We start from the raw sequence: 20,844 nt of genomic DNA on the forward strand, positions 1-20,844 counted from the left end.
TTGTCCACAGAGGTGGATTCATCCACAGAACCACGGGCCTCGCTGGTTCAGGACCCCGAAAGCATGGCAGGCTCTGCTTATTGCGAGCCTGAAGTCGAGGAGAGTGAATCCTTGCGGTCCGACGCCAACATCGCGGGACCGATGACCGATCCGGTCCCCGGTCCCCGTACCGAGTCGCCGGGGGGCGGTGTTTCACGTGAAACACCGCCCCCGATGGACGACACCCCCATTGGCCGAGCTGCCCAGCTGGCCGTGGAGGCGCTGGGGCGTGCCGGTGAGGGTCTGCCCCGACCTGAGCAGACGCGCATCATGGTTGTCGCCAACCAGAAGGGCGGCGTAGGGAAGACCACCACCACGGTCAACCTCGCCGCCTCGCTCGCGCTGCACGGCGCGCGCGTTCTGGTGGTCGACCTGGATCCACAGGGAAACGCCTCCACGGCGCTGGGGATCGATCACCACGCCGAAGTCCCCTCGATCTATGACGTCCTGGTGGAGAGCCGGCCGCTCTCCGATGTGGTCCAGCCGGTCCCGGACGTCGAAGGCCTCTTCTGTGCCCCAGCCACCATCGATCTCGCCGGTGCGGAGATCGAGCTGGTATCGCTGGTGGCACGGGAGAGCCGACTGCAGCGAGCCATCCAGGCTTATGAGCAGCCGCTGGACTACATCCTCATCGACTGCCCGCCGTCGCTCGGTCTGCTGACCGTCAATGCGCTGGTCGCGGGTGCTGAGGTGCTGATCCCCATCCAGTGCGAGTACTACGCGCTGGAGGGCTTGGGACAGCTGCTCAGGAACGTGGACCTGGTGCGCGGGCATCTCAACCCGGCGCTGCATGTCTCGACGATTCTGCTCACCATGTACGACGGCAGAACTCGCCTTGCCTCGCAGGTGGCTGATGAGGTGCGCAGCCACTTCGGTGAAGAGGTGCTGCGGACGAGCATCCCGCGCTCGGTGCGTATCTCGGAGGCCCCGAGTTACGGACAGACGGTGCTGACCTACGATCCGGGTTCCAGCGGATCCCTGTCGTATCTTGAGGCGGCTCGGGAGATCGCGCTGCGTGGGGTCGGGATTCACTACGACCCGCAGCATGCCCATGTGGGCAGTCAGAACAGCCAGCAGAACATGTCGGAGGGGATCCAGTGAGCGAGCGACGTAGAGGATTGGGGCGTGGGCTCGGTGCGCTGATCCCTGCCGCTCCCCAGGAGAAGCAGGTGCCCTCTTCGGGGGCTTCGAGCTCTCCGGGAACGGCCCCGGTGCTGACCGCGGAACGGGGTGTGGCAGCGGCCAAGGTGACGACGCTACCGGCGGCTGCCACGGCTCCCGAGGCGATCACACCGGAGCCGGAGGTGGCAGCACAGCCCGCCGAGCCGGCCGGCGCGCACTTCGCCGAGCTGCCGCTCGACGCCATCACGCCCAACCCGCGCCAGCCGCGTGAGGTCTTCGATGAGGACGCTCTCGCGGAGCTGGTCACGTCCATCAAGGAAGTGGGGCTTCTCCAGCCTGTCGTCGTACGGCAGTTGGGGCCCGAGCGGTACGAGCTCATCATGGGCGAGCGTCGCTGGAGGGCCTGCCGTGAGGCCGGTCTGGAGCGCATTCCGGCGATCGTCCGGCACACGGACGACGAGAAGCTCCTCCTGGACGCGCTGCTGGAGAACCTGCATCGCGCACAGCTGAACCCGCTGGAAGAGGCTGCCGCCTACGACCAGCTGCTCAAGGACTTCAACTGCACGCACGACCAGCTGGCCGACCGGATCGGGCGTTCCCGCCCGCAGGTGTCCAACACACTGCGTCTGCTGCGCCTGTCGCCTCCCGTCCAGCGCAGGGTCGCCGCCGGTGTGCTCTCAGCTGGTCATGCGCGGGCGCTGCTCTCCGTGGAGGACTCCGAGGAGCAGGACCGGCTTGCCCACCGGATCGTGGCCGAGGGGCTCTCGGTGCGGGCAGTCGAAGAGATCGTGACGCTGATCAATTCGAGTCCCAAGAGCACGTTCAAGCCGAAGAGCCCACGGGCCGGAGCTCGGCTGTCGCCGGCCCTCACGGACCTCGCCTCTCGGCTCTCTGACCGCTTCGAGACCCGGGTGAAGGTCGACCTCGGCCAGAAGAAGGGAAAGATCGTCGTCGAATTCGCTTCGATAGACGATCTGGAGCGCATCCTCGGCACCCTCGCCCCCGGCGAGGGACGGGTCCTCGAGAAGGGACTCGATGAAGAGCCCGAGGAGGACGACGAGGGCTGAGGCTGCGCAGTGTCGCAAAGGGCGGGTCGTCTCCGGCTGGTTGACCGGACACGACCCGCCCTTTGCCGTAGGACAGTATCCGTGCCGGGGCTGGGTGGATACGATGCGTTCTGGTATGGCGCATCCACCTTGATCCACCTCAGAGGGAGGGCGAGGCAATGCGAACGGTGAGCCGCAGCCAAATGGTGACAGCAGGCTTGGGCCTTGGGGCAGTCGGAGGTTTTATCAGCAGCCTGCTCCAGGAGCGGAGCGCGCTGGCCGCCGCTCGTAGCGCGGCAGGTGAGGGAAGCGAGGAACAACCTTCATGGGGCGTCGGCTTGTACCGCTCACGTTGGACAACCTTTCGGACCTTCCCAAGCGTTGTCGTGCGTGCGTCTTCTGGGAACTTGATCCGGTCAGCGGAGAGGCCGCGGTAAAGGCGGGCACGCCAGAGCTGGAGAAAGAGGCCTGGATCTCTGCCGTGCTCCTGGAGTGGGGCTCTTGCGGCCGGGTTGTCTATGTCGACGAGGTGCCGGTCGGCTTCGTTCTGTACGCGCCTCCGGCCTATGTGCCGCGCTCCACTGCCTTCCCGACGAGCCCCGTCTCACCGGACGCCGTCCAGCTGATGACTGCCTGGATCAGTCCGGGCTATCAGGGACAGGGGCTGGGCCGGGTCATTGTGCAGACAGTGGCCAAGGATCTGCTGCGGCGAGGCTTCCGCGCGATCGAGGCCTTCGGCGATGCTCGATGGAAGGAGCCGGCTTGTGTGCTGCCTGCCGATCATCTGCTTGCCGTGGGCTTCAAGACGGTCCGTCCGCACCCGACGTATCCCCGACTGAGACTGGAGCTGCGGACCACCCTCTCCTGGAAGGAAGACGTGGAGCTTGCTCTGGACCGGCTGCTGGGCGCTGTACAGAAGGAGCCCGTGCTGCGGCCGCTGTGACTGCGAACGCGAGAATGGGCTCATCCCCTGAGGGATGAGCCCATTCGTGTTTCACGTGAAACAACCGAGCTGTGTTTGCTCGGACTACTCGCCGATGAATCCCTCAAGGTCGCGAATAATTGCGGCCTTCGGCTTGGCACCGACGATCGTCTTGGCGACCTCGCCGTTGTGGTACACGTTCAGCGTCGGGATGGACATGACGCCGTACTTGGCCGCGGTGGCCGGGTTCTCGTCGATGTTCAGCTTGACGATCTCGATCTTGTCGCCGTGCTCGGCTGCGATGGCCTCGAGGGACGGCGCGATCTGGCGGCAGGGACCGCACCAGGCGGCCCAGAAGTCCACCAGCACGGGCTTGTCGCTCTTGAGGACATCCTCTTCGAAGGTGTCGTCTGTCACGTTCTTCAGGGCGCCGGCCACGGCGGCCTCCTTACTTCTTTGCGGGGTGGGAGGGGGGATGGTTCAGGGGGTCAGGCCGCGGGGGTCTTCTCCGGCTCGGCAGCCTTCTCGCTGTCGGCGAGCGCGGCGAGGTAGCGCTCGGCGTCGAGTGCGGCGGAGCAGCCAGTGCCGGCAGCGGTGATTGCCTGACGGTAGGTGTGGTCGACGACGTCACCCGCTGCGAAGACCCCCGTTAGGTTGGTGCGCGTCGAAGGCGCATCGACCTTCAGGTAGCCCTCGTCGTCCAGGTCGAGCTGGCCCTTGAAGAGCTCGGTGCGCGGGTCGTGGCCGACGGCGATGAACAGACCGGTGACCGGAAGCTCAGAGGTCTCGCCGCTCTTGGTGTTGCGCAGAGTCAGACCGGTGAGCTTCTGCTCGCCATGGACCTGGGCGACCTCGCTGTGCCAGGCGAAGGAGATCTTCGGGTCGGCGAAGGCGCGGTCCTGCATGGCCTTGGAGGCACGCAGGGTGTCGCGGCGGTGGACGATGGTCACGGACTTGGCGAAGCGGGAGAGGAAGGTCGCTTCCTCCATCGCGGTGTCGCCACCGCCGATCACGGCGATGTCCTGGTCCTTGAAGAAGAACCCGTCGCAGGTGGCGCACCAGGAGACGCCGCGCCCAGAGAGCGTGTCCTCGTTGGGCAGGCCGAGCTTGCGGTGCTGGGAGCCGGTGGTGACGATGACGGCCTTGGACCGGTGGACGGTACCCGCAGTGTCAGTGACGGTCTTGATCTCGCCGGTGAGGTCGACGGAGACCACATCGTCCGGAACGAGTTCGGCGCCGAAGCGCTCGGCCTGGGCGCGCATGCTGTCCATCAGATCCGGACCCATGATGCCGTCGCGGAAGCCGGGGAAGTTCTCCACCTCGGTCGTGTTCATCAGAGCACCACCAGCGGTGACTGCACCCTCAAACACGAGCGGCTGCAACGAAGCGCGCGCCGTATAGAGCGCCGCCGTGTAGCCGGCCGGCCCGGAGCCGATGATGATCACGTTACGGACGTCGCTCACGGGTTTCTTCCTCGTCTCTGCGGACTGCCTGCTGCCTACGGGGCCAAGTCAATGACTCTCACCCCACCCAACGGATCCTACGGGGCTTGCATTCCCGGGATGTCCGAGCGGCGCAGCGGCGCGTGTCAGCGGCGAGGATAGGACTTCGTCAGCAGCAGCTTGCCGGCGGGCGCGGGCGCGGCGTCGACGCAGGCCGCGTCGATCACATATGCCTGGACCTGCTCGCTGTTCGTGGCATGCGGCAGCACCACGAGGTAGGCATTGGTGCCCTCGTACTGACCCCGCTCCGCGGCGATCGCAGCATCGGTCCGGCCGGTGCCCTTCTGGATACAGGGCGGTACCGCGACGACGTACGGTGTGCGCTTGGGTGAATTGGTGTTGGAGTGGCTGTCGATGGACGGCCCCTTCTCCACTCGTGGCTCTGCTTGGGCGGGCCCCGTGGAGACCAGCGCCTGTACGCGATCCGCGAGGCCTGACGCAGAGAATTCGTGGGCGGCTGCAGAGCTGACGCTCGCATCCTTCTGGGCGGAGCTGTTGCTTGGGGACTGGAACGACTGGAGGAGCAGGGCGCTCATACCGACTGCCGCCGCCCCGAGGACGGCACCCAGGACAGCCTTGCGTCGCCGCCGGGTCTGGCGGCCGCGGCCGGGACCGGTAGCAGCACGCGCGTGTCCCGCCGGCCGGTCGGCCGGAGCGGTCTCCGCCAGCTGTGTGGCGGGCTCTGTTTCACGTGAAACATCCGCGGTCTGTTCGGGCGCGGTGGAGTCCAGCAGAACTTCGGCGGCCAGCGCGGCATCGATGCGGCGGACGACATCGACGGGCATCCGGTGGGCGCCGGGGAGGGTGCCGAGGACTCCGCGGATTTCTTCGAGAGACGCCCGTACATCGGCGCACAGAGAACAGCTGTCCAGATGCTGTCGCACATCGGCTGTGCGGGACGGAGAGAGTAGCCCCTCGGTGAGATCGGAGATTTCCGAGACGTCCGGGTGCTGAGGCGTGTCGGCCGTGGATGTCACGCGCGCCCACCTCCGCCCTTTACAGCTGCAGGGTCACTTGGCCCTGCGTCCCGTTGTCCCGACGCCGGTGGGACGGATGCCCCCGGCGTCCGGTTCCTTCCCATGCTGAGCTCGGTGCTATCCCCGGCATCACTGCGCAGATGAGTGAGCATCGGCAACAGCCGTGCCCGACCGCGCGCACAGCGGCTCTTGACGGTTCCGATCGGCACATCGAGGACGCTGGCCGCCTCCGCCACCGGGTAGCCCTGCATGTCCACCAGAACCAGCGCTGCCCGCTGGTCGAGGGGAAGTTTTGCCAGCGCGGCGACGAGCTCACGGTGCAGATCCTGCCGCTCCGCCGGGGCCTCGGCGGATTCCTGAGGCTCGAGAAGCTGCTCCAGGCGCTCGGTGTCGTCGACGGGGGAGGCCTTGCGCGAGGCCGCCTTGCGGGCCCGGTCGAGACAGGCATTGACGGTGATGCGGTGGAGCCAGGTGGTGACAGCGGACTGGCCGCGGAAGGTGTGGGCGGCCCGGAAAGCGGACACCAGGGCGTCCTGTACCGCGTCCGCGGCCTCCTCGCGGTCCCCCAGAGTGCGCAGGGCGACGGCCCAGAGCCTGTCGCGGTGGCGCCGTACAAGCTCACCGAAGGCATCCGGGTCCCCCGCGACGTGGCTGGCCAGAAGGTCCTGGTCGCTTGTGTCGCCGAGTGTCGCGTCGTCCAACGGTGAGCCCCCTCCCCTAATGCCGTCAGCTGGTGATCTTGATCTCCGAGACCTTGCCCCGGAAGTTGCCCTGGTCGGTCTGCGGCAGCTCGGTCAGCCACACCAGAACGTACCGTGCCCGCACCGGCTTGCCGGGCTTGAGCGACACATTCGAACCGGATCCGTAGGAGACCTTGGTGAAGCCGTCGAGAGTCGTCGGCTCGGACGAGGCATTCTCTGGTGCGGTCCGCAGTTCCACAGATGTCTTGCCACCGAGGAAGGACACGTCCACGGTGCCGACCTGCTGGACCTTGCCGAGGTCCAGAACGATGCCTACCCCTGCTTTCAAACGGCCGAAGTCCGCGCTGAGGTAGCCATCGGTGTTCCAGTAGGTGGCCGAGTCGCCGTCGTAGCTGTTCTTTATCCCGGCTGGCTTCTCGGAGCCGTCTCTCCCGAGCGGGTCGAAGTCATGGGCGCCGGTGATGGCGATCGGCTTGCCGGTCTCGACCCCGCTGTTCTTCTCGCCGCTGTTCGTCTGCGAGGTGCCCGGATCGACCGGGCCCTTGTCGCGGTGGATCAGTTTGTCGGCGACCTGCCAGCTGCCGAGTCCCAGCGCGGCGATGAGCAGAGCCGCCACCGTCCACTTGAGGACCTTGCCGGTACGGCTCTGGAGCGGCGCGGGCGGGCTGGGAACTGGCTGGGGGGCCGTGGCGTTCGGACGGGCGGCAGGACGGCCATACGTGCCCTGCTGGTATGTGGTCCGCTGGTATTCGGGCGGGGAGGTGAACGCAGGCTCCGGCGGGCGGATGCGAGGCATCGCAGCGACGGCCTTCGCGAGTTCGTCGGGTGTGGTGCACGGCGGCTCCTGGCGGGACGCCGTGGCGCCGTCATTGACCAGAGCGCGCATGGCGAGCTCCGAGAGCCCGCGGTGCACGCCGGCCCGCACTTGGTCGGGGGCGATGAGCCCGACGCCCTTGGGCAGCCCGGAGAGGCCGTATGCGTCATTCTCGTACGGCCAGCGCTGAGTCAGCGCGGCGTACAGCAGGGCGCCGATCGCCTCGGTGTCGGCGCGCTGCGGACCATCCGCGGTGATCCCGCGCAGGGCGGCATTCACCGCGAGACCGCGGATCCGGTACTGCCCGGTCGAGGCACGCAGCACCGCGCCGGGCGTCAGCTTGAGATGGGCCAGTCCCTCACGGTGCGCCGCGGCCATCGCCTGGGAGAGCTGGTCGACGAGCTGGTACGCGTCGTGCGGCTCCATAGGGCCCATGGCGAGCAGCGCGGTGAGCTCGGTCGCATCCGGAAGCCACTCGTGGACGACATAGACCAGGTCGTTCTCCTCAACGGCATCGAGGACCTGTACGAAGCGAGGATCGCCGAGAAGCGCGGAGGAGCGGGCCGCCGCGAGTACGGAGCGGGCCCGCGGATGGTCGGCAGGGAGCAGATGGACGCCGACAGCGCGGCGCAATTTCTCGTCGACCGCGCGCCAACTGCTGAAACCGTCCAGACGGGTGACGCACTCCTCAAGTCGGTAGCGTCTGGCGAGTTTGTGACCACTGTGCAGTTCGGGCGTGGCGATGGCGGGTTCGGTCCCCTGCCGTTCGCTGCCCGTGTCCGGTGCGGTCTTCTCCGCCGAGTCCTGGGATTCCGCCGCCCCGTCGGTCGTGGCCTTGCCCGCCTGGGCGGTCAGCGGATCGTCTCCGCTGTTGTCGGCCACGTCGACGGCAGCCGTGCTACGTTCCGCCACCGTCGTTCCTGCCTCCCCATCCGTTGCGCATATCCAACAGCCATTGCCAATTGTGCCCACAGTCGGCCGCTATGCACGACACACGGCGGCCGACGATGGTTGTGCGGGACTGCGCGCCCGCTAGCGGCCGAGGCGGCCGCGCACCATGCCGACCATGGCGTTGAGCTCCTCGATGCGCATCCGCTTCGCTGCGACGAAGAAGACGCCCAGCAGCACGATCCCGCCGCCCACCAGCGCGGCGAGCGAGCCGAGAGCGCCGCTGCCGAGCGCCTCGACGATGACGAAGGCGACCGCGCCGCCGGCCGCCGCCGCGGGGATGGAGGCCATGCAGAGACGTGCGTACGTACGCATGACGTGGGCGCCGTCCAGATCGCCGCCGAGGCGGTTCTTGAGCCGGCGCCAGGCGATGCCTACGCCGACTGCGTAGGCGAGACCGTAGGAGGCTGCCATGCCGACGACTGCCCAGCGGGCAGGCAGCATGACGTAGCAGGCGGCGGACGCGGCGGCGTTGACCGCGGCGACGATCACCGTGTTGTAGAAGGGCGTCCTGGTGTCCTCGTACGCGTAGAAGCCGCGCAGCACGACGTATTGCACGGAGTACGGGATGAGGCCGAGGCCGAACGCCATCAGGATGAAGCCCATGCTGCGGGCGGCTTCTTGGCCGCTGGAGGCGAACAGCAGACTGGACATCGGGACGCCGAGAGCCAGGAACGCGAAGGCCACCGGAACGATCGCGACCGCGGAGTTACGCAGACCGTGGGAGATGTCGTCGCGCACCGCCCCCGGGTCGTCGTCGTGGGCGGCGCGGGAGATCCGTGGCAGCAGGGCGGCCATGACCGAGACGGTGATGATGGCCTGCGGCATGCCCCAGATCAGCTGGGCGTTGGTGTACGCGATGAAGCCCGCGCCGTCCCTGCCGGACGCCTCACCGGCGGCCGTGGCGAGCTGGGTGACGACCAGCACGCCCGCCTGGTTGGCGAGGACGAACAGCACGGTCCACTTGGCCAGCTTGACGGTCTTGCCGAGACCGTGGCCCTTCCAGTCGAACCGCGGCCGGAACCGGAAACCGGTCTCACGCAGGTACGGGATCATCGCCAGGGCTTGGACCGCGAGACCCAGCAGAGTGCCGATGCCCAGCAGCCGCACGCCCTCCGGCGGAATCGTCTGGACGCCCATCTGCGACTCGGCGGAGGTGCCGTAGACCCAGATGAACAGGCCGAAGGTGGCGATCATGACGATGTTGTTGAGGACCGGGGTCCACATCATCGCGCCGAACTTTCCGCGGGCGTTGAGGATCTGTCCCATGACCACGTGCACGCCCATGAAGAAGATCGTGGGCAGGCAGTAGCGGGCGAAGGTGACGGCGACACTGTCTGCCGCCGCATTGGAGGCGATGGTCTCCGACATGACCTGGATCAGCAGCGGAGCCGCGAACACCGCGATGGCGACGATGGCGCCCAGTGCCACCATGACGAGCGTCAGTAGCCGGTTGGCGTAGGCCTCGCCGCCGTCCTCGTCGTTCTTCATCGCCCGCACCAGCTGCGGTACGAACACAGAGTTGAGGCCGCCTCCGACGGTGAGGATGTAGATCATCGTCGGCAGGGTGTACGCGACGGTGTAGGTGTCACCGAGCAGGGCCGCGCCGAGGGCAGCGGTGATCACCAGGCTGCGTACAAAACCGGTGAGGCGGGACACCAGCGTGCCGGCCGCCATCACCGCGCTGGACTTCAGCAGCCCGGAGGCCCGGCCGCCGGACTTCTTGGGGGCCGGTGCCGCCGGGATGGGCTCGGGGGGCGGGGTGGGTCGGCCGGACGCCTGCTGGTCCCGAAAGAGGTGTGCGAACGCGTCGGGCTCCGGCTCCTCCTCGCCGGCCCGAGTGACCAGGTCGTCCACGCCCGTGAACTGGGTGGTCCTGGCGTCGTCTCCGTACGGCAGATGTCGGGATGGGCCGGCGGGCTCGGGCGGCGGGGTCTGCGCCCAGATGCGGGGGTCCGGTGCGTGCTGCGGTGTCGGGGGCTGCTGATACAGCGGCTGAGGCCCGTGGTACGTCCCGGGGGGCGGCGGCGGGTGCGACGCGCGGTCGTACAGCGCCTCGGTCACGGGGTCCTGGGTGGACAGATCCTGCGCCCGGTAAGGATCAAGGGCGTAGGCGTCCTGGACGTACGGATCCTGTGTGTATGGGTCGGGGTCCGGTTGTGGCGGAGGAACCTGGCCCGGCAGCCGGGGGTCCGGGGTCGGCCCCGGAGAAGGCACAGCTCCGTCCGCGCCCTGACTGCGGTCACCGTCGTACGGCGCGTTCATTGCAACCCCACCTCATCGTCCCCGGCCCACCGGCCACGACATCGCTCAACGGTCCACTTTCTCACCCGTGCCCGACGGGTCGCCGCTTCCCGGTCCGGTGTCCGGTGTCGGGTCACTCGGCTGCCCGGGGTCGGGGCTGCTGATGTCGCCCTCTGAGCCCTCTGAGCCCTCTGAGCCCTCTGAGCCCTCTGAGCCCTCTGAGCCTTCCGCGTCCTCCGCAGCCGCGCCTCGCGCAGCCGCCCGCTTGCGTTGGGTGTACATCCTGACGCCTGCCAGGACGAGCAGCAGCACGCCTCCGGCGATGACGAGCATCACGGTGGGAGTGATCTCGGAGACCTTCACCGTGAACTTCATCGGGTCGCCGTACGGCTTTCCGTCTTCGGTGAAGAGCTGGGCCGTCATCTGCACCGGGCCGTTTGCGTTGGCCGCCGCGGCGAACTTCACCGACTGGCTGTGGCCGCCGTCGACCTTGATCGGCTGCTGGGCGGTGGCCTTGTCCTGGTCGAGGTTGAGACGGGTGGCGTTGTCCGACGTCAGCCGCAGCACCAGACGGTCGATCCCCTGGACCAGCCTGTTCTGCACAGTGACCGGGATCGTTGCACTGCGCCCCGACAAGGTGATGGCCGACTTCTCAATCAGCTGCACCTCTTCGGTGAGGCTCCGCAGATAGGCCCGCACACCGTCGCGGTACAGCTGGGCCCCCACCGGGTTGCCACGCCAGGAGGTGGACATCTCCCTGTCGATCGCCCTGCCGAACGGGGTCTCCACCCGGTCCTGCGCGGTGAGGATGACCTTGAAGTTGTCGAGGGTGTTCTGCGTGTTCCTGATGTCGCGGAATGCCTGGGGCGGCAACTCCTGCCTGCGCAGCTGCTCGGGATAGCGAGAGGTACCGGGGACCTTGGTCGCGGCATTGGCGTCGGGCTTGGTGCCCGCGGCAGCAACCAGGTCGATGGGCTGCGTCCAGCGCTGGGCTTCGAGGGCTTGCAGCGCGCGTGCCATGGACTGCGCCTGGGACGCACTCGGGATCCGCTGCGGGGCGACGACGATGCTCCGCTGGTTGGCGGGGGCCTGGAGGGTCAGCGTCAGCGTCTGGGCGAGGAACTCCTGCACCGCGAGGGTGGAATCTCCGGTCTTGATCATGTCGCCTTGGAAGGCGGTGGAGAGCCGGGCATCGGCGACCACTGCCGTTGTCCCGCCCCCGATGGGGCGCGCCGCGCTGGGCGTGTACCACAGGTCGTCCTGCAGGCTGTCGCTGCGGGCGATCACTTTATGGGCGCCGGCCGAGGTGGCGACATCGACGATCGAGGAGTCGATGGCGCCGTTGACGGGCCACGCGAAGTCGATGGACGGCTTCACATGGAGGATTGTCTCCACGGTCGTTTCGGCGACCTTGGTGGCCGACTGCAGATGGCTGAGGGATCCGGAGATGTTCTTGCCGCGGTGCGCCAGGGACGCCAGATCAGGGTCGGCGAACGGCAACGCGACCACCTTGCGGCCCTGAACCGCGGCCTCGACGGCGCTCAGCCACTGCTTGGCGACCGCCTGGTTCTTGCCCGGGACGGTGGTGGCACCGTTCTTGACCCGGTAGTTCCTGGTCATCGCATCAACGCTGGCCAGCAGATCCGGGTCGACGACCCAGGTGACGGGCAGATCCCTGCCGAGGGAGACGAGCTGGTCCAGCCGTCCGCCCGGGGCGAGCTCAGTGGCCAGCCTCTCGTCTTCGAAGACTGGAGTCTGCTGCTCGTCCGATCCTGTTTCCGAGGTGAGGTGGGTCGAGGAGATCAGCGGCCAGAGATAGGTCAACTGGGTCTTCTTCTGCACAGCCTCGGGCTGCCACGGAAGGAGGGTCCGCTCGATGCCCAGGACCTGGTTGAACGGCTCGGCCGGGGTTTGGCCCGACAGGGACACACCGAGCTGGTAGACGCCGTCGTCGTTGAGTTCGAGGTCATTGACCGGGATGGAGAGCGTGAACTCGCGGCTGATGTCGGAGACGAGCCTGGGGATCTTGACTGTGTACTTGTCTCCGACCGGCGAGGCATCGGTGCCTGGCGCATAGCCGGTCCGCTGGGCGACGCGGTCGATGGCCGCCCTGCTGGACAGCCTCGGCCCCAGCCGTAGATCGATCTCGGCGTTGGTGATGGTCTGCTTGCCCTTGTTGATCACTGTGCCGGAGATCGTGAGCGTGTCGCTCTTGCCAGGGGCGGTCGGCGTCAGAGTGTCGAGAGACACATCGACCGTGCGGGAACTCGAGGCGTCCTCGGCCGCGTGCGCGGCTGGTGTGGCCGGGCCGCACAGCAGTCCGGCCACAAGCCCGGCGCCGAGGATCAGGGAGGCTGTGCGCCGCAGCCACCGGCGGGCAGGAGAAGGATTCATCCCCTGGAAGTCTGCCGCCTCGGCCACGCGCTCGTCCGTCCTCATAGTCTGCCGCCGCTGGTGGGTGTCGCTAGTTGCGTCCACGCATGGTAACGAGGTGCGCTGTGTCGAAGTGCCGCGGAGTGCGCCACATGATCGGAACGGCGTCATAAACAGGGGCGCTGCGGTCGGCCGAGGCACGTACCCTTTTCTGTTGTGCCGAACGCCAATGAAGACAACCCCACTGCACTGAGCCAGGTGCAACGCCGCGCGGTGAGCGAACTGCTGCGGGTGTCCCCTGTCGCCGACGACCTTGCCCGCCGCTTTCAGGAGGCCGGGTTCAGTCTTGCCCTGGTCGGCGGCTCAGTCCGGGATGCGCTCCTCGGCCGGCTCGGCAATGACCTGGACTTCACGACGGACGCCCGCCCCGACGACGTGCTGAAGATCATCCGTCCGTGGGCAGACTCGGTCTGGGAGGTTGGGATCGCCTTCGGTACGGTCGGCTGCCAGAAGCAGGGCTACCAGATCGAGGTCACCACGTACCGCTCGGAGGCTTACGACAGGACCTCGCGCAAGCCCGAGGTGTCCTACGGAGACTCGATCGAGGAAGACCTCGCCCGGCGCGACTTCACCGTGAACGCGATGGCCGTGGCGCTACCGGAGAAAGAGTTCGTCGATCCGCACGGCGGTCTCGAGGATCTCGCCGCGCGAGTCCTGCGGACCCCGGGCACGCCCGAGGAGTCCTTCTCCGACGACCCGCTGCGCATGATGCGGGCAGCCCGCTTCGCCGCGCAGCTGGACTTCGAGGTGGCGCCCGAGGTCGTCACCGCGATGAAGGAGATGGCCGACCGTATCGACATCGTCTCCGCCGAACGGGTGCGCGATGAGCTCAACAAGCTGATCCTCTCCACCCACCCCCGCAAGGGACTGGCGCTGCTCGTTGACTCAGGCCTGGCCGACCATGTGCTGCCCGAGCTTCCCGCGTTGCGTCTGGAGAGTGACGAGCACCACCGCCACAAGGATGTGTACGAGCACTCTCTGACCGTCCTGGAACAGGCGATGGATCTGGAGGAGGACGGCCCCGATCTAGTGCTGCGGCTGGCCGCGCTTCTCCATGACATCGGAAAGCCACGGACGCGGCGCTTCGAGAAGGACGGCCGGGTCTCCTTCCACCACCACGAGGTGGTGGGCGCGAAGATGACCAAGAAGCGGATGACTGCGCTCAAGTACTCCAATGACATGATCAAGGACGTCTCGCGGCTGGTGGAGCTGCATTTGCGCTTCCACGGCTACGGGGCCGGGGAATGGACGGACTCGGCGGTACGGCGGTACGTGCGTGATGCTGGGCCGCAGCTGGAGCGTCTGCACAAACTGACCCGCTCGGACTGCACCACGCGGAACAAGCGCAAGGCCGCCGCCCTCTCCCGGGCCTATGACGGGCTTGAGGAGCGCATCGCGCAGTTGCAGGAGCGGGAGGAGCTGGACGCGATCAGGCCCGACCTGGACGGCAACCAGATCCAGGAGATCCTGGGCGTGGGCCCTGGCCCGGTGATTGGCAAGGCGTACGCGTTCCTGCTGGAGCTGCGCCTGGAGAGCGGGCCGATGGAGCATGATGCGGCCGTCGCGGCGCTCAAGGAGTGGTGGGCAACGCAGGGCTGAGCGTGAAACGGCTCCATGTTTCACGTGAAACGTGGAGCCGGATCGATGAGCGAAGGGGCGATGTTTCACGTGAAACATCGCCGGCGCGATCCGTCGTTTGGTGCGCGCACGCTATATCGCCGCGCCAACACGGCACCAACGGGCCATGGTTGCCGCGACGGCCGCGTAGATGACCGCGACCACGACCACCAGGTGGACCGACCGGCCGTCGGGCGGCAGCATCAGCGCGGCGATGGCCGCCGCGCCCACGAAGGCGACGTTGAACAGTACGTCGTAGAGGGAGAAGGTCCTGCCGCGGTAGGCGTCATCCACCGATGTCTGCACCACCGTGTCCGTGGCGATCTTCGCGCCTTGGGTGATGAGCCCCAGGATGAACGCGGCGACCAATATCGGCTCGGGCTCGAACGGCAGCCCCAGCGCCGGTTCAAGAACGGCTGCCGCTGCCGCGCACGCCATCATCCATCCGAACTGGCCGAGCCGGCCGACCGCCCACGGTGTCAGCACCGCCGCCGCGAAGAATCCCGCGCCTGAGACGGTGATGGCCAGGCCCAGCAAGGCCAGGCCCTCCGACTCCTTCTCGGACCAGGCGTACCGGCAGAGCATCAGCACCATGACTGTCAGCGCCCCGTAGCAGAAGCGCATCAGCGTCATGGCGGCCATCGCGCGTGCCGCCGCCCGGCGCTCGGTCAGGTGCCGCAGTCCGCCCACCAGTCCGCGCGCGGTGGAGGCCAGGGCGGCGGCCAGTCGCGGCTGCACCAACTCCTGGTCGGGACCCAGTAGTTCACGTGGCATCCGGAGCGAGGACAGGGCCGAGCAGAGATAGAGCGCGGCGCCCAGCAGGACCACCGCGGCGTCGGAGTCCGTGGACACCAGCCGTACCGCGAAGGCGAGTCCGCCGCCCGCGGTCGCGGCGAGTGTGCCGGCCGTCGGAGAAAGGGAGTTGGCCATGACGAGCCGGTCGGAGTCGACCACCCTCGGCAGTGAGGCGGAGAGCCCGGCCAGTACAAAGCGGTTGACGGCTGTGACGGACAGGGCCGAGGCGTAGAAGAGCCAGTCGGGTACGGAGGCGAGAATCAGCACCGCCGTTCCGCTCGCGAGGAGGGCCCGCAGCAGATTCCCGTACAAGAAGACCTGCCTGCGCTGCCAGCGGTCCAGCAGGACGCCGGCGAAGGGGCCGATCAAGGAGTACGGCAGCAGCAGCACCGCCATGGCCGAGGCGATCGCGGCCGGCGAGGTCTGTTTCTCCGGGGAGAACACGACGTACGTGGCGAGCGCGACCTGATAGACGCCGTCGGCCGACTGGGAGAGGAGCCGGACCGCCAAAAGCCGGCGGAAGTTCTTCAGGCGCAGGAGTACGCGCAGATCACGTACGACAGGCATGCGATCAAGCCTCACATACGAGGGGGGTCCCCTGGCGGATTACCAGGGGACCCCCCTCGGTCGAGCAGGCGAACGCTTAGCGCTCGACCTCGCCCTTGATGAACTTCTCGACGATGTCACGGGCCTGGTCGTCGAAGTACTGGACCGGCGGGGACTTCATGAAGTAGGAGGACGCGGAGAGGATCGGGCCGCCGATGCCGCGATCCTTGGCGATCTTCGCGGCGCGCACGGCGTCGATGATGACACCCGCGGAGTTCGGGGAGTCCCAGACCTCGAGCTTGTACTCCAGGTTCAGCGGGACGTCACCGAAGGCACGGCCCTCGAGGCGGACGTACGCCCACTTGCGGTCGTCCAACCAGGCCACGTAGTCCGACGGGCCAATGTGGACGTTGTCCTCACCGAGTTCGCGGTCAGGGATCTGGGAGGTGACGGCCTGCGTCTTCGAGATCTTCTTGGACTCCAGGCGCTCACGCTCGAGCATGTTCTTGAAGTCCATGTTCCCGCCGACGTTCAGCTGCATCGTGCGGTCCAGGATGACGCCCCGGTCCTCGAAGAGCTTCGCCAGCACGCGGTGCGTGATCGTGGCGCCGACCTGCGACTTGATGTCGTCACCGACGATCGGGACACCCGCCTCGGTGAACTTGTCCGCCCACTCCTTGGTGCCGGCGATGAAGACCGGGAGGGCGTTGACGAACGCGACCTTGGCGTCGATGGCGCACTGCGCGTAGTGCTTCGCAGCATCGTCGGAACCGACGGGCAGGTAGCAGACCAGGACGTCGACCTGCTTGTCCTTGAGGGTCTGGACGATGTCGACCGGCGCCTCGGAGGACTCTTCGATGGTCTGGCGGTAGTACTTGCCCAGGCCGTCGAGGGTGTGGCCACGCTGCACGGTGACGCCGGTGTTCGGCACGTCGCAGATCTTGATGGTGTTGTTCTCGCTGGCACCGATGGCGTCCGAGAGGTCGAGACCGACCTTCTTGGCGTCGACATCGAAGGCGGCCACGAACTCGACGTCGGAGACGTGGTAGTCGCCGAACTGGACGTGCATCAGACCCGGCACCTTGGCGGCCGGGTCGGCGTCCTTGTAGTACTCGACGCCCTGCACCAGCGAGGCGGCGCAGTTGCCTACGCCGACGATGGCTACACGAACCGAACCCATTCCGGTTGCTCCCTGTTTGATCTCGGTATTCCGGATGAAACCCTGCGGACCGCAAGGCCTCACTTGGCGGTGTCGTCGGACGGATCCGGCGGGGTGGAGTGCCCGGGGGGTGTTCCCCCGGAGGGCTCGGCACCCCTGTGCCGGGGCAGGCCGCCCGTCTCTCCAGATGTGTCGTCCTGCTGAGCTGAGCTCTCGGGGGCGGGCTGTCGCTGATCCCGCCCCGCCCGCTCGCTCTCAATGAGCTCGTTCAGCCAGCGCACTTCGCGCTCCACGGACTCCATGCCGTGTCTCTGCAGCTCAAGCGTGTAGTCGTCGAGGCGCTCGCGGGTACGAGCCAGGGAGGCGCGCATCTTCTCCAGACGCTCCTCCAGCCGGCTGCGGCGGCCCTCCAGCACCCGCATCCGCACCTCGCGCTCCGTCTGCCCGAAGAAGGCGAAACGGGCAGCGAAGTGCTCGTCCTCCCAGGTGTCCGGGCCGGTGTGGGAGAGCAGCTCCTCGAAGTGCTCCTTACCTTCCGCCGTCAATCGGTAGACGATCTTGGCGCGGCGCCCTGCGAGTGAAGCGGCGAGCGCATCCTCGGGAGCGCTACCCGGCTCCTCGATCAACCAGCCGTTGGCGACCAGCGTCTTGAGGCAGGGGTAGAGAGTGCCGTAACTGAAGGCCCGGAAGATTCCCAGCGAGGTATTGAGCCGTTTCCGCAGCTCGTACCCGTGCATCGGCGCCTCACGGAGCAAACCCAGCACGGCGAATTCGAGGATGCCGGAGCGCCTGCTCATCGTCGCCTCCCTCGCCGTCCCGGTCGCTTATGTCGTGCTGATGTATCGACTCGATACATCAGCACGATAGAACGACGTTCCTGCTGCGACAAGGGGGGGCATGGTGAACGGCGTCACATCGTCAATTCATAGCGGGCAAGTTGCCTGATTTGGGGTGAACTTTGGCCCTAGGTGGGTTTTGACCGTGCGTAGTCTGTGCGCCATGCAGACCACCGGGAACCACGGGACGCCTGAGAGCGTCATCGCCGGGGATGCACAGCGGATGAGCCCTTCGCGGGGCTGGTCCGTATCCATTTCGGGGGGACCGGAACACAACTGCCGCTTCCAGGCGTCTCGCCTGCCCGAGGAGTAGTCGTTCGATGAGCGAGCACCGTCGCAAACCGCCGCAGTCGCAAGGTGGCGGTCGTGCCGCGGCCAGGCGCGCTGCCCCGCAGCCGTCTGGCCGCCGCGCAGCCCCGTCCCGGGGCACCACCTCAGGGTCTCCTTCCGCTTCGTCCGGCGAGGAGCGTTCGTACGGCGGCCGGGCCGAGGCCCGCCGTGCCGCACAGCGCAACGGAGGTGGTCGCCGGCGCGTGGACGAAGGCGCGGGCGCCGGCCACGGAGGCCGGGGAGGCGGCCGCCGGGGAGGCGGCGGCGGGGGCCATGACAGTCCCGGCCGTGGTCGCGGCGGGCGGCCGTCCCAGAAGCGGATGATCGACTACCCGCGCCACAACAAGTACGGATGGCGCCGGTGGGTACCGTCCTGGAAGCTGGCCACCGGACTCTGCCTGGGCTTCGTCGGCAGCCTGATGGCCGCCGCGACCATTGCGTACGCGATGGTGGATGTTCCCAACCCGGACAAGACGGCCGAGGCGCAGAACAACGTCTACTACTGGGCGGACGACTCCCAGATGGCGGCCACCGGTGGCGAGATCAACCGGCAGATCGTCCCCATCGACCAGATCCCCGCTGAGATGCAGAACGCCGTGATCTCGGCGGAGAACAAGACGTTCAGGACCGACTCGGGCATCGACCCGATGGGCATCGGCCGAGCCCTGTTCAACATGGCCAAGGGCGGGCAGACCCAGGGTGGCTCCACCATCACCCAGCAGTACGTGAAGAACGCGATGCTCGGCGACCAGTCCCAGACCCTGACCCGTAAGTTCAAGGAGCTGTTCATCTCCATAAGGGTCGGCACGGACATGGACAAGCCGCAGATCATGGCCGGCTACCTGAACACCTCGTACTACGGACGCGGCGCGTACGGAATTCAGGCCGCGGCCCGCACGTACTACGGAAAGAACGCCAAGGAGCTGGACGCCAGCCAATGCGCGTTCCTCGCCTCGCTCCTCAAGGGCGCGACCTACTTCGACCCTGCCGGCGCCGAGGACATCGACCCTGCGGCGACACCGGCGGCCAACAGGGCTCGCGCTACCACGCGCATGAACTGGATCCTCGACGAGATGGTCAAGGACAACCACCTCAGTGCCGCTGAACGCGCCAAGTACACCAAGCTCCCGCCGCTCGCCCCGCCCAAGAAGAACGCACAGCTGGGGGGCCAGATCGGTTATCTGGTGGCCCTTGCCAAGTCGAACTTCCTCAACAACAACGACAGGGGCATCACGGCCGACGACCTCGCACGCGGCGGCTATGAGATCCACACGACCTTCGAGAAGGACAGGGTCAATAAGCTCGAGGCCGCGGTCAAGAAGGTTCAGGCGGCCAACATCAAGCCGGACAAGCGCCCCGAGACCGACACGTTCGTTCAGTTCGGCGGCGCCTCGGTAGAGCCGACGACCGGCAAGATCGTCGCCATTTACGGTGGCGAGGACGCCACCAAACACTTCACCAACAACGCCGACCAGACCGGCGCCCAGGTCGGATCGACCTTCAAGCCGTTCGTACTGGCCGCGGCGATGCGGGACGGTGTGCTCGACCCGAGTCAGCCTGCAGACCAGGGGGACGAGTACCGCCGCAAGGTCGACCCTGACAAGACCGTGTACAACGGCAAGAACAAGCTCAAGATCAAGAACTACGACGGCACCGTCTGGAAGAACGAGGAAGGAAAGGAATGGCTGCAGCGCAACGACGGCGATGAGTCGTACAAGAACATCAACTTGCGTGAAGCCATGATCCACTCCGCCAACTCGCCCTTCGTGCAGCTGGGCATGGACGTCGGCATTCCTAACGTCAGGAAGGCTGCTATCGCCGCAGGCCTGCTCGATTCCTCCCTCTCGAAGTCGAACGTCCCCTCCTTCTCGATCGGTATCTCGGATCCCAGCGCGATCCGCATGGCCGGCTCCTACGCGACCTTCGCGGCCAACGGCGAGCAGATGGATCCGTTCTCCGTCACCAAGGTCGACTACAAGGGCCAGACGGTCTACGAGCACGACGACAAGCCCAAGCAGGCCTTCACCAGTGACGTCGCGAGCAATGTGACCGATGTGCTGAGGAGTGTCGTCGACGACCCACAGGGCACCGGCAAGAACGCCCGGCTCCCCGGCCGCCAGGTCGCCGGCAAGACCGGTACCACCGACGGCAACAAGTCGGCGTGGTTCGTGGGTTACACGCCGCAGTTGTCGACCGCCATCGACATGTACCGGCTCGACGACAACGAGAAGAGCGGCAATAAGCGCGGGTTCCTCGAGATGTACGGCACCGGTGGCCAGGACACGATCCACGGTGCGTCGTTCCCGTCCGAAATCTGGCAGAAGTACATGTCGGAGGCGCTCAAGGGCAAGCCGAAGCTGACCTTCCCTGATCCCGAGCCCCTCGACGCCCAGGCCATCTGGGGCGGCGGCGCCTCCAGCCCGCCTGCGTCGCCGTCCAATACGCCCTCCAGCACTCCGTCCTCGAGCCCGTCGGGCACGCCGTCCACCACACCTTCGGGCAGCCCCGACCCGAGCCAGACCTGCAATCCCTTGCAGGACTGGACATGCGGCACCACGGGTGGCGCCAACGGCGGCAGCCCAGGCGGCACCGGCGCCGGCGGGCCGACCGGCGATCCTTCGACCAGTCCGTCGTCGTCACCAGGCACCAATGGCAACAACGGCAACGGAGGGTTCATCGGAGGCCCGAGCAGTTAGTGGCCGCCGGTCCAAGCTCCGGCAACGCCATGAGGGCCGTCGCACCCGGTACGCACAGCACTGCGAAGCCGCCGCCGTGCTGGGGGAGTTGAGCCGGGCGCGGCTGCTGTCCCGCCC

General features: G+C 67.2%; 15 protein-coding genes. 5 read left to right on the forward strand and 10 right to left on the reverse strand.

Translation table 11 applies throughout. From position 1 onward, the window contains the following. The first annotated feature begins 63 nt into the window (after positions 1-63). From ACWDO5_RS04225 to ACWDO5_RS04235, 3 genes are all read left to right on the forward strand, one after another. Positions 64-1,140 carry a ParA family protein gene (locus ACWDO5_RS04225; RefSeq protein WP_450528230.1) on the forward strand — a complete coding sequence of 359 codons (1,077 nt, stop codon included), beginning with the start codon at positions 64-66 and terminating at the stop codon, positions 1,138-1,140. Beyond that, on the forward strand, positions 1,137-2,228 hold the full coding sequence (locus tag ACWDO5_RS04230; protein WP_450528205.1) for a ParB/RepB/Spo0J family partition protein: 1,092 nt from the start codon (positions 1,137-1,139) through the stop codon (positions 2,226-2,228). Before ACWDO5_RS04225 ends, ACWDO5_RS04230 begins: the two co-directional genes overlap by 4 nt. A 304-nt stretch (positions 2,229-2,532) precedes the next feature. Continuing rightward, entirely contained in the window at positions 2,533-3,150 is a 618-nt protein-coding gene (locus ACWDO5_RS04235; RefSeq protein ID WP_142214726.1) for a GNAT family N-acetyltransferase, read from the forward strand. 84 nt (positions 3,151-3,234) lie between these two features. On the opposite strand, the gene trxA is transcribed toward ACWDO5_RS04235, so the two are convergent. The 7 genes from trxA to ACWDO5_RS04270 form a co-directional block, all read right to left on the reverse strand. Then, complete coding sequence (gene trxA / locus ACWDO5_RS04240) at positions 3,235-3,567, reverse strand: thioredoxin (protein ID WP_356223338.1); 333 nt, start codon at positions 3,565-3,567, stop codon at positions 3,235-3,237. 50 nt (positions 3,568-3,617) lie between these two features. Then, positions 3,618-4,592: a thioredoxin-disulfide reductase gene (gene trxB, locus ACWDO5_RS04245; protein WP_450528206.1), complete on the reverse strand. Its 975-nt coding sequence runs from the start codon at positions 4,590-4,592 to the stop codon at positions 3,618-3,620. A 125-nt stretch (positions 4,593-4,717) separates the two neighbouring features. Next, on the reverse strand, positions 4,718-5,608 hold the full coding sequence (locus tag ACWDO5_RS04250) for a hypothetical protein (RefSeq protein ID WP_450528208.1): 891 nt from the start codon (positions 5,606-5,608) through the stop codon (positions 4,718-4,720). After that, positions 5,605-6,309: an RNA polymerase sigma factor SigM gene (gene sigM / locus ACWDO5_RS04255; protein ID WP_450528209.1), complete on the reverse strand. Its 705-nt coding sequence runs from the start codon at positions 6,307-6,309 to the stop codon at positions 5,605-5,607. Before sigM ends, ACWDO5_RS04250 begins: the two co-directional genes overlap by 4 nt. Before the next feature lie 25 nt (positions 6,310-6,334). Next, a complete protein-coding gene (locus tag ACWDO5_RS04260) occupies positions 6,335-8,035 on the reverse strand; it encodes a protein kinase family protein (RefSeq protein WP_450528211.1) in 1,701 nt (566 codons plus the stop codon). Between the two features lie 120 nt (positions 8,036-8,155). Continuing rightward, a complete protein-coding gene (murJ, locus tag ACWDO5_RS04265; RefSeq protein WP_450528213.1) occupies positions 8,156-10,336 on the reverse strand; it encodes a murein biosynthesis integral membrane protein MurJ in 2,181 nt (726 codons plus the stop codon). 45 nt (positions 10,337-10,381) lie between these two features. Then, positions 10,382-12,736 (reverse strand): DUF6049 family protein, encoded by a 2,355-nt coding sequence (locus tag ACWDO5_RS04270; RefSeq protein WP_450528215.1) that lies wholly within the window; start codon positions 12,734-12,736, stop codon positions 10,382-10,384. 168 nt (positions 12,737-12,904) lie between these two features. Here ACWDO5_RS04270 and ACWDO5_RS04275 point away from each other — a divergent pair, with 168 nt between their 5' ends. Then, positions 12,905-14,347, forward strand: coding sequence for a CCA tRNA nucleotidyltransferase (locus ACWDO5_RS04275; protein WP_450528217.1), 1,443 nt, complete (start codon positions 12,905-12,907; stop codon positions 14,345-14,347). A 111-nt stretch (positions 14,348-14,458) separates the two neighbouring features. On the opposite strand, the gene ACWDO5_RS04280 is transcribed toward ACWDO5_RS04275, so the two are convergent. From ACWDO5_RS04280 to ACWDO5_RS04290, 3 genes are all read right to left on the reverse strand, one after another. Then, a complete protein-coding gene (locus ACWDO5_RS04280; RefSeq protein ID WP_450528219.1) occupies positions 14,459-15,727 on the reverse strand; it encodes an MFS transporter in 1,269 nt (422 codons plus the stop codon). A 76-nt stretch (positions 15,728-15,803) separates the two neighbouring features. Beyond that, the gene (locus ACWDO5_RS04285) at positions 15,804-16,886 is read right to left on the reverse strand and encodes an inositol-3-phosphate synthase (protein ID WP_450528221.1); all 1,083 of its coding nucleotides are present in this window, start codon (positions 16,884-16,886) and stop codon (positions 15,804-15,806) included. Positions 16,887-16,945: 59 nt separating this feature from the next. Further along, positions 16,946-17,662 (reverse strand): helix-turn-helix transcriptional regulator, encoded by a 717-nt coding sequence (locus ACWDO5_RS04290; RefSeq protein ID WP_450528222.1) that lies wholly within the window; start codon positions 17,660-17,662, stop codon positions 16,946-16,948. A 359-nt stretch (positions 17,663-18,021) separates the two neighbouring features. On the opposite strand from ACWDO5_RS04290, the gene ACWDO5_RS04295 reads away from it, so the two are divergent. Further along, entirely contained in the window at positions 18,022-20,727 is a 2,706-nt protein-coding gene (locus ACWDO5_RS04295; RefSeq protein WP_450528224.1) for a transglycosylase domain-containing protein, read from the forward strand. Positions 20,728-20,844: the final 117 nt, after the last annotated feature.

Source organism: Streptomyces sp. NPDC000880 (assembly GCF_053599675.1).

Excerpts from the sequence above, each read along its gene's own strand:
- murJ (WP_450528213.1), bottom strand. The coding sequence starts at position 10,336 with ATGAACGCGCCGTACGACGGTGACCGCAGTCAGGGCGCGGACGGAGCT.
- ACWDO5_RS04280 (WP_450528219.1), bottom strand. The coding sequence starts at position 15,727 with ATGCCTGTCGTACGTGATCTGCGCGTACTCCTGCGCCTGAAGAACTTC.
- ACWDO5_RS04295 (WP_450528224.1), top strand. The coding sequence starts at position 18,022 with ATGAGCGAGCACCGTCGCAAACCGCCGCAGTCGCAAGGTGGCGGTCGT.
- ACWDO5_RS04235 (WP_142214726.1), top strand. The coding sequence starts at position 2,533 with ATGGGGCGTCGGCTTGTACCGCTCACGTTGGACAACCTTTCGGACCTT.
- ACWDO5_RS04290 (WP_450528222.1), bottom strand. The coding sequence starts at position 17,662 with ATGAGCAGGCGCTCCGGCATCCTCGAATTCGCCGTGCTGGGTTTGCTC.
- ACWDO5_RS04285 (WP_450528221.1), bottom strand. The coding sequence starts at position 16,886 with ATGGGTTCGGTTCGTGTAGCCATCGTCGGCGTAGGCAACTGCGCCGCC.
- ACWDO5_RS04225 (WP_450528230.1), top strand. The coding sequence starts at position 64 with ATGGCAGGCTCTGCTTATTGCGAGCCTGAAGTCGAGGAGAGTGAATCC.